Here is a 13320-nt window from a genome sequence, read left to right on the forward strand (position 1 = left end):
CGTACGCCGCGGCCCGGCGAGGGCCGCCGGCCCGGCTCAGGCGGCGCCGCCCTTGGTGTTCCGTTCGTCGTCGACGATCTCCGCGTCGACCACGTCCTCCTCGTCCGCCGGTGGGGGGTGCTCGGTGGTCCGGGCCGAGGTCTGCTGCCCGGCCTGCTCGTACATCGCCTGGCCCATGCGCTGGCTGACGGAGGCCAGCTTCTCCACTCCGGTGCGCAGGGCGGCGGTGTCGGCGCCGTCCGCGCTGTTCGCGTGCTGCTCCAGCAGCGTCTTCAGCTCCGCTGTCGCCGACTCGACCTCGGACTTGGTGTCGGCGGGAATCCGGTCCTGGTTCTCCCGGAGGAACTTCTCCGTCTGGTAGACGAGTTGCTCGCCCTGGTTGCGGGTCTCGGCGGCCTCGCGGCGCCTGTGGTCCTCCTCCGCGTACTGCTCGGCCTCCCGCATCATGCGGTCGATGTCGTCCTTGGGGAGGGCGGAACCGCCGGTCACCGTCATCTTCTGCTCGCGGCCGGTGGCCAGGTCCTTCGCCGAGACATGCATGATCCCGTTGGCGTCGATGTCGAAGGCCACCTCGATCTGCGGCACTCCGCGCGGGGCGGGCGGCAGTCCGGTGAGGTCGAAGACGCCCAGCTTCTTGTTGTACGCGGCGATCTCCCGTTCACCCTGGTAGACCTGGATGCCCACGGAGGGCTGGTTGTCGTCGGCCGTGGTGAAGATCTCCGAACGGCGGGTCGGAATGGTCGTGTTGCGTTCGATGAGCTTCGTCATGATGCCGCCCTTGGTCTCGATGCCCAGGGACAGCGGGGTGACGTCGAGGAGCAGCACGTCCTTGACGTCGCCGCGGATCACCCCGGCCTGGAGGGTGGCACCGACCGCCACCACCTCGTCGGGGTTGACGCCCTTGTGCGGTTCCTTCCCGGTGAGTTCCTTGACCAGGTCGGTGACAGCGGGCATCCGGGTGGAGCCGCCGACCAGGATCACGTGGTCGATGGCGGAGAGCTTCACTCCGGCGTCCTTGACCGCCTGGTGGAAGGGGGTCTTGCAGCGGTCGAGCAGATCGGCGGTGAGCTCCTGGAACTGGGCGCGGGTCAACTTCTCGTCCAGGTGCAGCGGGCCCGCGGCGGATGCCGTGATGTAGGGGAGGTTGATGCCGGTCTCGGACGAGGACGACAGCTCGATCTTGGCCTTCTCGGCGGCCTCACGCAGCCGCTGCCCGGCCATCTTGTCGGCCCCGAGGTCGATGCCGTTCTCCCCCTTGAACTTCTTGACCAGGTGTTCGACGACCCGCTGGTCCCAGTCGTCACCACCTAGATGGGTGTCGCCGTTGGTGGCCTTCACCTCGATGACGCCGTCGCCGATCTCCAGCAGGGAGACGTCGAAGGTGCCGCCGCCGAGGTCGAAGACGAGGACGGTCTGCTCCTCGCCGCGGTCGAGTCCGTAGGCCAGGGCCGCCGCCGTCGGCTCGTTGATGATCCGCAGCACCTTCAGACCGGCGATCTCGCCGGCTTCCTTGGTCGCCTGCCGCTGCGCGTCGTCGAAGTACGCCGGTACGGTGATCACCGCGTCGGTGACGTCCTCGCCGAGGTAGGACTCGGCGTCCCGCTTCAGCTTCTGCAGCACCCGCGCCGACAGCTCCTGGGCCCGGTAGCGGGTGCCGTCGACGGTGCCGCTCTCCGGGAAGCGCCAGTCCGCGTCGCCCATGTGCCGCTTGACGGAGCGCGCGGTGCGCTCCACGTTCGTCACGGCCTGCCGTTTGGCGACCTCACCGACCAGTACTTCACCGTTCTTGGCGAAGGCCACGACCGACGGGGTGGTCCTCGCTCCCTCGGCGTTGGCGACGACGGTGGGCTCACCGCCCTCCAGGACGGCCACCACCGAGTTCGTCGTACCGAGATCGATCCCGACCGCGCGTGCCATCTCCGTCCCCTTCCGCCCGGGCGTGCCCCCAATCCAGCACAAAACTTGAGTGCGCTGTTGTCAATGCCGGGTACCCCGAAAGGGCGGTGCCGCACCCCCTGGAGGGCGCGGCACCGTGGAACGTGGCGGCGTCAGGCGAGCTTCGCCGACAGCGTGATGGTCGTGCCGGCCAGGGCCTGGCTGACCGGGCAGTTCTTCTTGGCGTCCTCGGCGGCGGCGACGAAGGCGTCATTGTCCAGGCCCGGAACCGTGCCCTCGACGGTCAGCTGGATGCCGGTGATGCCCTGGCCCGGCTGGAAGTCCACGTCGGCCGAGGTGACGAGCCTGGTGGGCGGGGTGCCCGCCTTGGTCAGGCTGTTCGACAGCGCCATGGAGAAGCAGCTGGAGTGCGCGGCGGCGATCAGCTCCTCCGGGCTGGTCTTGCCGTTCGCCTTCTCGGAACGCGACGCCCACGACACCGGCTGCTCGCCGATGCCGGAGGAGTCGAAGGTGACGACTCCGTTGCCCTCGATCAGGTTGCCTTCCCAGACGGTGTGTGCGGTGCGCGTGGTAGCCACGGTTGTTCCTTTCGCGTGTGGTCCCGGAGCGGGGCGCCCTCTTCCCGGCGCGGGCCGGGGGGAGTTCACGGCCCATCCGATCACATCCGCGCTCACCGCACCCTGAAGACCTGGCCTTGCGAGGTGAACGGCAGGCGACGGCCCTGCGGGACCAGGCAGGCGGGCTCCCGGCGCACCGGCGGTGTTCAGGCCGCCTGGCTGTCCGAATCCGGGTCCGAGCCCGAGCCCAACACCGTCTCGGTGCTCGCGCCCCTCTTCGGGCCCGCGTTCCTCGCCGCGTCCGTGTCTCTCTTCGCGTCCGCTTCGGTGTCCGTGGGAAGGGGCACCTGGGGACCGTTGGACTCGCTCAGCCAGCGGCGCAGGACACGATGGACCTCTTCGGCGCCGACCAGGAGCCGGCCGTCGGCGGCCGGTGCGGACAGCTCGACGGGTGACAGCAGGAACGGCCGGGACTGGGCGCCGCCCAGCCCGCCGTGCGACCCGATCTGCTCCTCGAAGGCGAGGACTTCGCCGTCGTCCGGCTCGTACGCGGAGTTGACCATGATGTCGGCGGTGTGCGGGAAGGAGTGGGTGCGGCGCACGGCGTCGGCGGCGCCGGGTCCGAACCGGTCGAGCAGCCCGGGCTCGTCGTCGAGCCGGTCGAGCGGGATCTCCACGCCGTACGCGCCGAGCACCACCCCGCCGTGCTGCGCGCTGCGCACCAGCAGGAAGCCGATGCCGGGGTGGTTGGCGAGCGCGCCGAGCAGGGCGGGATGGCGGGCGTCGATCTCCTCCTTGGTCAAGCGGTGCGGCACGTCCGGGAAGGAGACCAGGCCGAGGTTGCCGGAGGCGAGGACGATCGGCTCGGAGCGGCGGCGCACCGGACGGCGCTGTTCGCCGCCCTCCTCGACCGGCCTGCGCAGGGCGGCCCGTACGGCGGCCCGTGCCTCCGTGCCGCTGCGGGTCTGATCGGCGCGGCGCGGTACGTGCAGCCCGCTGCCGGCCCGGACGAGGTCGCCGAGGGTGAGGCCGTAACGGGCGCGGAAGGTCTCGCCGGGGCTCTGTCCGTGGTCGGAGAGGACGACGATCCGGTAGGGCCGCGGGGTGTGCTCGGCGACCTTCGCGATCAGCGCGAGCGAGCGGTCCAGCCGGCGCAGCACCATCGCGGCGTCCTGGCTGTGCGGCCCGGAGTGGTGGGCCACCTCGTCGTAGGCGACCAGGTCGGCGTAGACGGCGGTGCGGCCGACGAGCATGTCGCCGACCACCGCGGCGACCACGACGTCCCGTTCGACCACGGTGGCGAAGGCGCGCACCAGCGGGTAGAGGCCGCCGCGCCCCACCCGCGGCCGCTGCTTCCCGATCCGGGCCCGGGTGGACTGGAAGATCTCGCGGCCGACCTCCGCGAAGAAGGACAGGGCGGTGCGGACGGCGTTGGCGGGGTCGGAGAAGTAGGCGAAGTAGCCTGACCGGGAGCGGTTCTCCCGGCCGCGGCGGCGGACGGCGATGGACAGCACGAGGGCCTGCTCGTCGGCCCCGCCGCTGAACAGGTTGCCGCGACTCGCGCCGTCCGCGCCGAGCAGTCCGCCGTCGCCGGTGCGGGCGACGGCGCGGCGCTGGAGTTCGGCGGCGCTGGCCGGGCGGTTGCAGACCATCACCTCGCGGTGCTCCTTCTCGTACCAGCGGAAGGCGGGTATGTCGAAGGTGCTGCCGTGCAGGATGCCGAGCTGGCTGGCGCCCGTCTGGCTGGACCAGTCGGTGCGCCAGCAGGTCAGCCGGTGGCTGGGGTTCCGCCCGTCGCCCGTGCCGAGCCAGCGGGCGGCGGTCGGCATGAGCCCCTTGGCGACGGCGTCGGTGAGCACGTCGTGGCCGACGCCGTCGAGTTGGATGAAGACGGTGCCGGGGGTCACCGGGCACGGCGGTCGGAAGCGGCCGCGCCGGTCGGCGAGCCGGTGCAGCCGGCGCCGGTACGCCTCGTCGTCCCGGACGACCAGGGCGGCGCTGGTGGCGGAGGCGACGGCGGACATCACGGCGGCCACGATCACGGCGGTCTCGGGGGCCACGGCGCCCCGGCCGGTGGGGTTGATGCGCAGCGCGAGCAGCAGCAGCGAGCCGTTGAGGAAGAAGACGAGCAGTCCGAGGACGAGCGCGGGCACGAGCAGCAGCAGCCGCACGAGGACGGGCCAGACCACGGCCGACAGCACACCGAAGGCGCCCGCGCCGAGCGCGGCGGTGACGGCGATGCGGGTGGCGCTGTCGCCGTCGGCCGACTGGAGCTGGAAGTCGGGCAGGATCGCGGCGAGCACCAGCATGGTGAGCGTGGAGACCGCCCACACCGTGACGCTCCGCCCGACCTGGCTGAGTAGTCGCCGCCACCGCCCGCCACGCACGCCCCGTACCCCTCACGTTCCGGCCCGTCGCCGCGCGGGCCCGTCCGCCCACCTTGTCATACGGCCGGTACGGCCGGACCCGGCGGCGTCGGGCCGGTGCCGTCCCGGTGCTGCGGCTACCTGCCGTCGTATCCGGCGGTGGGCATGGACAGCCGGCGGTGCACCCGGGCCTTCATCTGGGCGTCGTAGCGTGGTTCGGCCCGGCCGACGGTCTCGACGCGCACCCCGCGCCGCGCGCACTCCGCGGTGAACTGCTCCACCGAGAACAGCGCGCTCTCCAGGACCCGGCGGCTCGGTGCCACGAAGACGTCCACGCCGGGCCGCACCCCCTCCCACAGCACGCCGTGGTCGGTCCTGAGCCCCCGCACCAGCAGTTCCCGGGTGACGACGTAACCGCGTTCGGCGGCCCAGTGTGCGCACATCGCGTGCTGACTGCGGGAATCCACCAGGAAGGGATCCGCCTCCAGTTCCTCCAGCGGCGTCAGACTCGCGATCGCCGTGACCCGAACCGGTCCCATGGAGCCCCCCTCACCTCCGGGTTTCCCCGCCGACCCTACTCCTGCCCGTAGGCTTCGGGGGAGTCGCGCGAAGGAGGCGAAGAAGGTGCCGGTGGAGGTCACCTGGTGGGGTCACGCGACCTGCACGATCAAAGATTCGAACATACGTGTACTTACCGACCCACTGTTCGCACGACGGCTCGCGCATCTGCGCCGCCGCCGGGGCGCCCTGCCGCCCCCGGACGCCCACCGCGCGGACCTGGTACTCGTCTCCCACCTGCACGCCGACCATCTGCACCTGCCCTCGCTGGCCCGGCTCACCCCGGGCACGCGCCTGCTCGTGCCCCGGGGCGCACCACGGGCGGTGCCCGGGCTGCGACGGCTCGACGGGCTGCGGGTCACCGAGGTGTCCCCCGGTGACCGGATCGAGGTCGGTGACCTGGTCGTCCGCGCGGTACACGCGCTGCACGACGGGCGCAGGCTGCCGGTCGGCCCGCACCGCTCCCCCGCGCTCGGGTACGTCGTCGAGGGCCAGGCACGGACGTACTTCGCCGGGGACACCGGGCTGTTCGACTCGATGGCCGCGGAGGTCGGGCCGGTGGACCTGGCCCTGCTGCCGGTGGGCGGCTGGGGTCCGCACCTCGGTGAGGGGCACCTGGACGCCGGGCGGGCCGCGCGGGCGCTGGCCGGGCTCGCGCCGCACAGCGCGGTGCCGGTGCACTACGGCACGTACTGGCCCATCGGGATGGACGCCGTGCGCCCCCATGAGTTCCATGCGCCGGGCGACGAGTTCGTGCGCCTCGCTGCGGAGGCCGCGCCCCAGGTGGCGGTGCACAAGCTCGGGCACGGGGAGAGCGTACGGCTGGAGGTCGCGCGGTGAGCTGGCTCGCGGCCGCGACGACCACGCCGCCGCCGGAGGCCGCGCAGCAGGCGATCGGGTATCCGACGCTGTTCCTGCTGGTGCTGATCGGGGCGCTGGTGCCGGTGGTGCCGACCGGGGCGCTGGTGAGTTCGGCGGCGGTGGTCGCCTTCCACCAGACGGCCCCGTTCGCGCTGGCGCTGGTGTTCGCGACGGCCTCGCCGGCCGCGTTCCTCGGGGACGTGGCGCTGTACTGGCTGGGCCGGCGCGGGATGGGGTCGAGGAACGGCTCGCGCTGGCTGGAGGCGATCCGGGCCCGGGCTCCCGAGGACCGGCTGACCCAGGCACAGCAGAAGCTGGCCGACCACGGGGTGGCGGTGCTGGTGCTGTCCCGGCTGGTCCCGGCCGGCCGCATACCGGTGATGCTGGCCTGCCTGATGGCCGGGTGGCCTCTGCGCCGCTTCGCCCGCGGCAACCTGCCGGCCTGTCTGGCCTGGGCGGTGACGTATCAGCTGATCGGCATCCTGGGCGGTTCGCTGTTCGCCGAGCCCTGGCAGGGGGTGGTCGCGGCGGTCGTGCTGACCGTGGCGATCAGCGGGGCACCGGGCGTGTGGCGCCGGATCCGCGGGACGGCCCGGGCCCAGACGGACACCCATGGACCCGTGTGAGCCCCGTACTCGCCGTACTCGGGGGGCGAGCAGCCGTGTTCCGGGCGGGGGCGGGCGCCCGTGTTCCGGGCAGGGCGGGCCGCGCGGTCGCCCGTGTGCAGGATCGTCGGCGTGCAGGATCGCCGGTGCGTCACGGGGTCTGACCGCGGAGGGCTCAGCCGAGCACTCGTGAGCCGCCCACCGGCAGGTCCCACAGATCCGCGCGGTCCAGGCCCGCTCTCTGCCACTCGGCCCGTACCCGGGTGAGCGGTTCGAGAACGGGCTCGGCGGAGAGGACGAAAGCACCCCAGTGCATGGGCGCCATCCGGCGGGCGCCCAGGTCCTGGGCCGCGCGCACCGCCTCCTCCGGGTCGCAGTGCACGTCGCTGAGCCACCAGCGCGGGTCGTAGGCGCCGATCGGGAGCAGGGCGAGGTCGATGTCCGGGTAGCGACGGCCGATGCGGGAGAACCAGTGGCCGTAACCGGTGTCGCCGGCGAAGTAGACCCGCTGTCCCTCCGGGTCGGTGAACACCCAGCCGCCCCACAGGCTCTGGCAGGTGTCGGTGAGGCTGCGCTTGGACCAGTGGTGGGCGGGCACGAAGTCGAAACGGACGCCGGACAGTTCGGCCGCCTCCCACCAGTCCAGTTCGGTCACGGTGGTGAACCGGCGCCGCCGGAACCAGCGGCCGAGGCCCGCGGGCACGAACACCGGCGTGTCGCGCGGGAGTCGGCGCAGCGTCGGGGCGTCCAGGTGGTCGTAGTGGTTGTGGCTGATCACGACGGCGTCGACCCGCGGCAGTGCACTCCAGGCCACGCCCACCGGGGTGATGCGGGCCGGGGTGCCGAGGATGCGACGGGACCAGACCGGGTCGGTGAGCACGGTCAGGCCGCCGATCCGCACGACCCAACTGGCGTGGCCCGCCCAGCTGACGGCGATGGTGCGCGCGTCGACCCGGGGCAGCGGGCCGGGTTCGTAGGGCAGCCGCGGGATGTCGGCCAGGCCCTCGGGCGAGGGCCGCACGGAGCCCTCGCGGGCGAAGCGGGCGAGGGACCTGAAGCCGGGCAGGGGCGAGGTGAGCCGGTCGTGGAAGGACCGCGGCCAGAACCGGTGTTCGCCCAGGGCGCGGGGTTCGGCGAGCGGCGGGAACGGGGGTGCGACGGCAGCCGGGACGCCGGGTGACCCGGTCGGCGTGGTGGTCGTGGTGGTCGACCCGGACTGCGGCGTCTGCTGCGTCATCGAGGAGGCTCCCATCGCTGGGCGTCGTCGCGGAGATCGCCGAAGACCGATCTCACGGACATCAACGCGCGTTGCACGTGTGGCAGTTCCAACGGTGAGGGTGACGTGAGGCATTCCGTGCGTTCCTCGTCCGTGCCGTCCAACAGCGGCCCGGTGGCCAGCCGCACCCGCAGCGCCCCGAGGTCGTCGCCGAAGCGGTGGCCGCCGGGCGCGGGCATACCGAGCCGGGCGGTGAGGAAGTCCTCCAATTCCTGGGCGTCGCCGACCCCTTGCGCGACCAGCGCGGCGTGCAGCGGACCGAGATCGGTGTACAGGTGGCGTCCGGCCTGCGGCGGGCGGGCCAGGGCGCCCGCAGCGACCACGACGGCGTGCAGGGCGCCGGCCACGCGCGCGTGCAGGCATACGGTGGCGGCGCGGCGTACGGCGACGGGCTCGGGTTCGTCGAGCGCGTACGCGGCGGCGGCCGCGACCGGGTCCGCGACAGCGGCGCCCAGCGCGGTGAGCACGTCGAGCACGCGCGCGTGAAGCCCCTGCCCGGCCGGGCCCTCCGGGAAGCGGGCGACGGCGGCGGGCCAGCCGGGCGGCAGCAGGGCGCCCGCCAGGTCGGTGACCACGGTGACCCGGTCGGGCAGCATCTCGGCCGGGCTGAGCAGCACGGTCTCGCGCGGGGCGTGCAGGGTGTCGCGCCAGGTCTCGTCGCTGATCAGGTGCAGTCCCTCGCCCTCGGCCGCCTCGACGGCCTCGTGCACCAGTTCGGGCGGGGCGACGGTGCCGGTCGGGTCGTCGGCCACGGAGAGCACCAGCAGCCGGGGGTCGCCTCCCTCGGCCCGTACCCGGCGCACCGTCTCCAGCAGGGCGGCCGAGTCCGGGACGCCACCGCTCTCGGCCGGTGTCGCCACATGGAACACGGGCCGGCCCAGCAGGCGCGCGTACGGCGCCCACCAGGCGGCGCAGGGCCGCGGTACCAGCACGTCGCCGCCGAGTGCGGCGGTCAGCGCGTGGACCAGGGAGGCCGCGCCGGGTCCGGCGGCCACCCGGTCGGGCCCGGCCGGCAGGCCGCGCCGTGCCCAGTAGCCTGCGGCCGCGCCGAGGAGCCCGGGTGCGCCGCCCACCGGCTCTCCCCCGGCGTGCCGGGCGTGCGCGGCGAGCACCTCGGCCAGTTCCGGCAGGACGGGCAGCCCGTCGTCCGGCAGGGACGGACCGTACCGGACGGGACCGTGGCCCTCGGGGTCCGTCCGCCGCATCTCCGCCTCCGCGCAGTCCGTGGTGCCGTGTCCTGTCCCCGTGCGGTCCGGTCCGTACCGCGCACGCCTCGCGTGCGCGTCCCGTCGTCGTCCGTGTCCGTGTCCTGTCACGTGTGCCGTCGTCACGTGTGCCGTCGTCACGTGTGCCGTCGTCACGTGTCCGTGTCCGGGGTGCGGTCCCGTGCGGCGTCAGCCGTCCGTGCCCGGCTTCCGGCGCCACAACCGGTGCACGGCGGCGCCGAACGCGCCCGCGATCAGTACTCCGCCGGTGACGAGCGCCGGTACGGACTCGTTGAAGGCGCCTCCCGCCCCGGCGTTCGCGCCGCGCGGCCCGTCGGACGGTTCGCAGGCGGTGTCTGCCCGCGCATCGTCACAGGTGCGCCCGTCGCCGCACTGCTTCGTGGATCCGCACGCGTGCGCGCCGTCCTCCTGAGCGCCGCCGTCCTGCGCGCCGCTCTCCTTCGTTCCGTCCTCGTACCGGCCGGTGCCGGGCGCGCGCGTGGTGCCGTGGGGCGTGCCCGTGTCGTGCCTGCCCGGGTCCGGGGCGCCCGTGTCGTACGGGTCCGTGTACGGGGCGCCGGTGTCGTGCGCGCCGGACCGCGCCGGATCGGGGATCCCCGTCTCGGCGGGCGCCGGCTCGGCAAGGCCCGGATCGGGAAGCCCGGACCCGTCGCCGCCGGTGATCCCGTTCCCGCCGGTGAATCCGTTCCCGCCGGTGGCCGTCCCGGTGTCGTCGAGCCGGCCCGCGCCTTCCCGGGGCACACCGGGGGCCGTCGTACCCGGTGCCCGCCCCCGCGTGGCCGTCCCGCCTGCGCACTCGCCGTCGGCCGCCGGGCGGTCCTCGCCGAGCCCGCCCGCCGTGATCCGCGTACCGGTCAGGATGTCGGGGGTGACGGCGGCGTCCGGGGCGGCCCCGCCGGTGGCGGCGGGGCACGGCAGGGACGCGGCGACCGTGCCGTCGGGCCGGCCGGGGGCCGGAGCCGCGGACCCGGCCGCGGCGGTGCCCACGACGACGCCGGTCAGGGCGGCCACGGCGAGGGCACGGGCGGTGCGACGCATGAGCGGACTCCTTGGCAGCGGTGGCCGCGGGAGCACGGTGGCCGTGTCCCGGCGGGGGCACGGCGGTCATGCCCTCCGCTGCCATCACAGCCCGCCGGGCCGCACCCCGCGCGCGGCCGGACCCCATTAGCGGGACGCGAACGGCCGGGCGGGTGACCTCGGCGGGCCTGTCCTTCCGGCGCCGAAAACGGCCGACCGGCCGTTGCGGCAGCGGCCGGCCGGCCGCTGCCGCAACCGTGTGTCGGCCGACCCGCCCCGGGTACGCGGTGCACAACCCGTGAAAGATGTGGAGGGAGACATGCAGCGAGGCAGTGACCGGCTCAGCGTGCACCGGGACGACGAGATGAAGCCCGAGCTGAAGGACCTGCTCAGGTCCGGACACCCCGTCCGGACCGAGGAGTGGTACGACCCGGAACCCTCCGCGGAGGACGGCCCGGAGATCTGGCGCGGCCCGGTGCGGCCGGGGACCGCCGCCAGGACGTCCCTGGAGTCGGTGCGGCTGGAGCTGGCCAGGCTCCTGGGCCGTCATCTCTTCCCGGCCGGTCCGGGCGAGCTGTCGAACGCCCTGCGCCACGGGCGCGCGCACGACGACCTGATCAAGGCGGTACGGCGGCTGCCGCGGTCGGCGCGCTACGGCAGCGTGCAGGAGCTGGCCGAGGCGATGACCCTGCGGCGACGCTGACCGCGTCCCGCGACGGCCGCAACCGAGCGACCGGTCGCGGCCCGGTCCGCACACCGCGGCCTCCGCGTGACGGGCGGCAGACGGGACGGACGAGCGCTCCGGCGGCGCGCTCCGGACGTCCGGCGTGCCACGGTCCGTACGGCGGGGCCCGGCACTCCGGTCACCGGTCACCGGTGCCGGCCCGGAGGTCCCAGGACCGCCTCAGGTGGCTGTGACGTCGGGGGTCACCGCGCCCCCGCAGCGCCGCTCGCGCGCGCCCTCACGGGTGCGGCCCGCGACGACGGGACGGCGCGGGTTGCGGCGCAGATACTCGCCTTCGAGCTGCGCCATGCGCTCGTTGTGGGCGCGCAACGCGTCGTTCGATCCGTACAGCAGCGTGTCGTGACGCGTGCGGTGGATCGTCTCCAGTTCCTTCATGAGCTGCTGGTCGTCGAGACGGTCCGGGTCGACTCCGGTCATGGTGTGCCCCGCTCGTCGTGTCTGACGTTCCTGAATCCGCTGGTCCCTGGGATCAACTGCTCTCTGGGATCAACTGGTCCCTGGAATCCACTGTACGAACATCCGGCCGGGCCGCTAGCGCGCCCGCTCCACCCGGCGCTCGTCCCAGACCGGCTCAGAGGTCTCGCGTACCCGGCCGTCGCTGCCGAAGACCAGGTAACGGTCGAAGGAGCGGGCGAACCAGCGGTCGTGGGTGACCGCGAGGACGGTCCCATCGAAGGCTTCAAGGCCCTCCTGCAGTGCCTCTGCGGACTCCAGGTCGAGGTTGTCGGTGGGCTCGTCGAGCAGCAGGGCGGTGGCACCGGCCAGCTCCAGCAGGAGGATCTGGAAACGGGCCTGCTGCCCGCCGGAGAGCCGGTCGAAGGACTGCTCGGCCTGGTTGGTCAGCTCGTAGCGGCGCAGCCGGGACATGGCGGCGCCCCGGTCCTGGGCGTGGTCCTTCCACAGGATGTCCAGCAGGGTGCGGCCGGCCAGCTCGGGGTGCGCATGGGTCTGCGCGAAATGGCCGGGGACGACCCGCGCGCCCAGCTTCCACTTCCCCGTGTGCGCCACCTCGTCGCCGGCGAGCAGCCGCAGGAAGTGTGACTTGCCGGAGCCGTTGGAGCCGAGCACGGCGACCCGTTCGCCGTAGAAGACCTCCAGGTCGAAGGGTTTCATCAGGCCGGTCAGCTCAAGACCCACGCAGGTCACGGCCCGTACCCCGGTGCGGCCGCCCTTCAGCCGCATCCGGATGTCCTGCTCGCGCGGCGGCTCGGGCGGCGGTCCGGCCTCCTCGAACTTCCGCAGCCGGGTCTGCGCGGCCTGGTAGCGGGAGGCCAGTTCGTGGCTCTTGGTGGCCGCCTGACGCAGGCTCAGCACCAGCTTCTTCAGCTGCGCGTGCTTCTCGTCCCAGCGCCGGCGCAGTTCCTCGAAGCGGGCGAAGCGTTCGCGTCGGGCCTCGTGGTAGGTGGTGAAGCCGCCACCGTGCACCCAGGCGTCGGCGCCCGCGGGAGAGGGTTCGACGGAGACGATCTTCTCCGCGGCGCGGGCGAGGAGTTCGCGGTCGTGCGAGACGAACAGCACCGTCTTGCCGGTCTCCCGCAGCCGTTCCTCCAGCCAGCGTTTGCCGGGCACGTCGAGGTAGTTGTCCGGCTCGTCGAGCAGCAGCACCTCGTCGGTGCCGCGCAGCAGCGCCTCCAGCACGAGCCGTTTCTGCTCGCCGCCGGAGAGAGTGCGCACCTCCCGCCACTGGGCGCCTTCGTAGGGCACGCCGAGGGCGGCCGTGGTGCACATGTCCCACAGGGTCTCGGCCTCGTAGCCGCGCGCCTCGGCCCAGTCGGCGAGGGCCTGCGCGTACTGGATCTGGGCGGCCTCGTCGTCGACGGTCATGATGGCGTGCTCGGCCCGGTCGACCGCCCGGGCGGCCTCGCGGATACGCGGCGGGGCGACGGACACCAGCAGGTCGCGCACGGTCGTCTCGTCCCGTACGGACCCCACGAACTGGCGCATCACGCCCAGGCCGCCGGAGACCGTGACCGTGCCGGCGTGCGGCTTCAGCTCCCCGGAGATCAGCCGGAGCAGGGTGGTCTTGCCCGCGCCGTTGGGGCCGACCAGGGCGACTGCGGCGCCCTCGCCGACCCGGAAGGAGACGTCGCCGAGCAGCGCCCTCCCGTCGGGAAGGTAGTACTCCAGGTGCGCGGCTTCCAGATGTCCCATGGTGAGGAATTCTGCGGGCCGCCACCTGTTTGCGGCAAACGCTTATCCAGCCGTGTCCGGGC

The 13320-nt window shown here is 73.6% G+C and carries 12 protein-coding genes; 3 read left to right on the top strand and 9 right to left on the bottom strand.

The genetic code is table 11. The features are described from left to right. Positions 1-36: 36 nt before the first annotated feature. The 4 genes from dnaK to ACFYPJ_RS21595 all read right to left on the bottom strand — a co-directional run bounded on the left by dnaK (position 37) and on the right by ACFYPJ_RS21595 (position 5358). Positions 37-1917 (bottom strand): molecular chaperone DnaK, encoded by a 1881-nt coding sequence (gene dnaK / locus ACFYPJ_RS21580; RefSeq protein WP_389019391.1) that lies wholly within the window; start codon positions 1915-1917, stop codon positions 37-39. Between the two features lie 131 nt (positions 1918-2048). Continuing rightward, a complete protein-coding gene (locus tag ACFYPJ_RS21585) occupies positions 2049-2474 on the bottom strand; it encodes an OsmC family protein (RefSeq protein WP_389019394.1) in 426 nt (141 codons plus the stop codon). A gap of 185 nt (positions 2475-2659) precedes the next feature. Further along, entirely contained in the window at positions 2660-4840 is a 2181-nt protein-coding gene (locus ACFYPJ_RS21590) for a phage holin family protein (protein ID WP_389019397.1), read from the bottom strand. Between the two features lie 116 nt (positions 4841-4956). Continuing rightward, the gene (locus ACFYPJ_RS21595; RefSeq protein ID WP_389019400.1) at positions 4957-5358 is read right to left on the bottom strand and encodes a hypothetical protein; all 402 of its coding nucleotides are present in this window, start codon (positions 5356-5358) and stop codon (positions 4957-4959) included. 85 nt (positions 5359-5443) lie between these two features. On the opposite strand from ACFYPJ_RS21595, the gene ACFYPJ_RS21600 reads away from it, so the two are divergent. Both ACFYPJ_RS21600 and ACFYPJ_RS21605 read left to right on the top strand, forming a co-directional pair. Continuing rightward, a complete protein-coding gene (locus tag ACFYPJ_RS21600) occupies positions 5444-6217 on the top strand; it encodes an MBL fold metallo-hydrolase (RefSeq protein WP_389019403.1) in 774 nt (257 codons plus the stop codon). Further along, complete coding sequence (locus ACFYPJ_RS21605; protein WP_389019406.1) at positions 6214-6864, top strand: DedA family protein; 651 nt, start codon at positions 6214-6216, stop codon at positions 6862-6864. The genes ACFYPJ_RS21600 and ACFYPJ_RS21605 overlap by 4 nt, the downstream gene beginning before the upstream one ends. Before the next feature lie 154 nt (positions 6865-7018). Here ACFYPJ_RS21605 and ACFYPJ_RS21610 read toward each other — a convergent pair whose 3' ends face one another. The 3 genes from ACFYPJ_RS21610 to ACFYPJ_RS21620 form a co-directional block, all read right to left on the bottom strand. Next, positions 7019-8080 carry an MBL fold metallo-hydrolase gene (locus ACFYPJ_RS21610; protein WP_389019408.1) on the bottom strand — a complete coding sequence of 354 codons (1062 nt, stop codon included), beginning with the start codon at positions 8078-8080 and terminating at the stop codon, positions 7019-7021. Further along, positions 8077-9324 carry an aminotransferase class I/II-fold pyridoxal phosphate-dependent enzyme gene (locus ACFYPJ_RS21615; RefSeq protein WP_389019411.1) on the bottom strand — a complete coding sequence of 416 codons (1248 nt, stop codon included), beginning with the start codon at positions 9322-9324 and terminating at the stop codon, positions 8077-8079. Before ACFYPJ_RS21615 ends, ACFYPJ_RS21610 begins: the two co-directional genes overlap by 4 nt. Positions 9325-9513: 189 nt before the next feature. After that, positions 9514-10383: a hypothetical protein gene (locus ACFYPJ_RS21620; RefSeq protein WP_389019414.1), complete on the bottom strand. Its 870-nt coding sequence runs from the start codon at positions 10381-10383 to the stop codon at positions 9514-9516. Positions 10384-10681: 298 nt separating this feature from the next. Here ACFYPJ_RS21620 and ACFYPJ_RS21625 point away from each other — a divergent pair, with 298 nt between their 5' ends. Continuing rightward, complete coding sequence (locus tag ACFYPJ_RS21625) at positions 10682-11065, top strand: DUF2795 domain-containing protein (protein ID WP_389019417.1); 384 nt, start codon at positions 10682-10684, stop codon at positions 11063-11065. A gap of 201 nt (positions 11066-11266) precedes the next feature. On the opposite strand, the gene ACFYPJ_RS21630 is transcribed toward ACFYPJ_RS21625, so the two are convergent. Together ACFYPJ_RS21630 and ACFYPJ_RS21635 are read right to left on the bottom strand one after the other, a co-directional pair. Continuing rightward, on the bottom strand, positions 11267-11524 hold the full coding sequence (locus ACFYPJ_RS21630) for a DUF6158 family protein (RefSeq protein ID WP_389019420.1): 258 nt from the start codon (positions 11522-11524) through the stop codon (positions 11267-11269). Between the two features lie 114 nt (positions 11525-11638). Further along, positions 11639-13258, bottom strand: a complete 1620-nt coding sequence (locus ACFYPJ_RS21635; protein WP_389019423.1) for an ABC-F family ATP-binding cassette domain-containing protein — start codon at positions 13256-13258, stop codon at positions 11639-11641. Positions 13259-13320 lie beyond the last annotated feature (62 nt).

The organism is Streptomyces sp. NPDC006012 (assembly GCF_042871185.1).
Taxonomy (GTDB): Bacteria; Actinomycetota; Actinomycetes; order Streptomycetales; family Streptomycetaceae; genus Streptomyces.

Bases quoted from the DNA above. Each gene is read 5' to 3' on its own strand.
- ACFYPJ_RS21595 (WP_389019400.1), bottom strand. From the start codon at position 5,358: ATGGGACCGGTTCGGGTCACGGCGATCGCGAGTCTGACGCCGCTGGAG.
- dnaK (WP_389019391.1), bottom strand. From the start codon at position 1,917: ATGGCACGCGCGGTCGGGATCGATCTCGGTACGACGAACTCGGTGGTG.
- ACFYPJ_RS21620 (WP_389019414.1), bottom strand. From the start codon at position 10,383: ATGCGTCGCACCGCCCGTGCCCTCGCCGTGGCCGCCCTGACCGGCGTC.
- ACFYPJ_RS21615 (WP_389019411.1), bottom strand. From the start codon at position 9,324: ATGCGGCGGACGGACCCCGAGGGCCACGGTCCCGTCCGGTACGGTCCG.
- ACFYPJ_RS21635 (WP_389019423.1), bottom strand. From the start codon at position 13,258: ATGGGACATCTGGAAGCCGCGCACCTGGAGTACTACCTTCCCGACGGG.
- ACFYPJ_RS21625 (WP_389019417.1), top strand. From the start codon at position 10,682: ATGCAGCGAGGCAGTGACCGGCTCAGCGTGCACCGGGACGACGAGATG.
- ACFYPJ_RS21610 (WP_389019408.1), bottom strand. From the start codon at position 8,080: ATGACGCAGCAGACGCCGCAGTCCGGGTCGACCACCACGACCACCACG.
- ACFYPJ_RS21630 (WP_389019420.1), bottom strand. From the start codon at position 11,524: ATGACCGGAGTCGACCCGGACCGTCTCGACGACCAGCAGCTCATGAAG.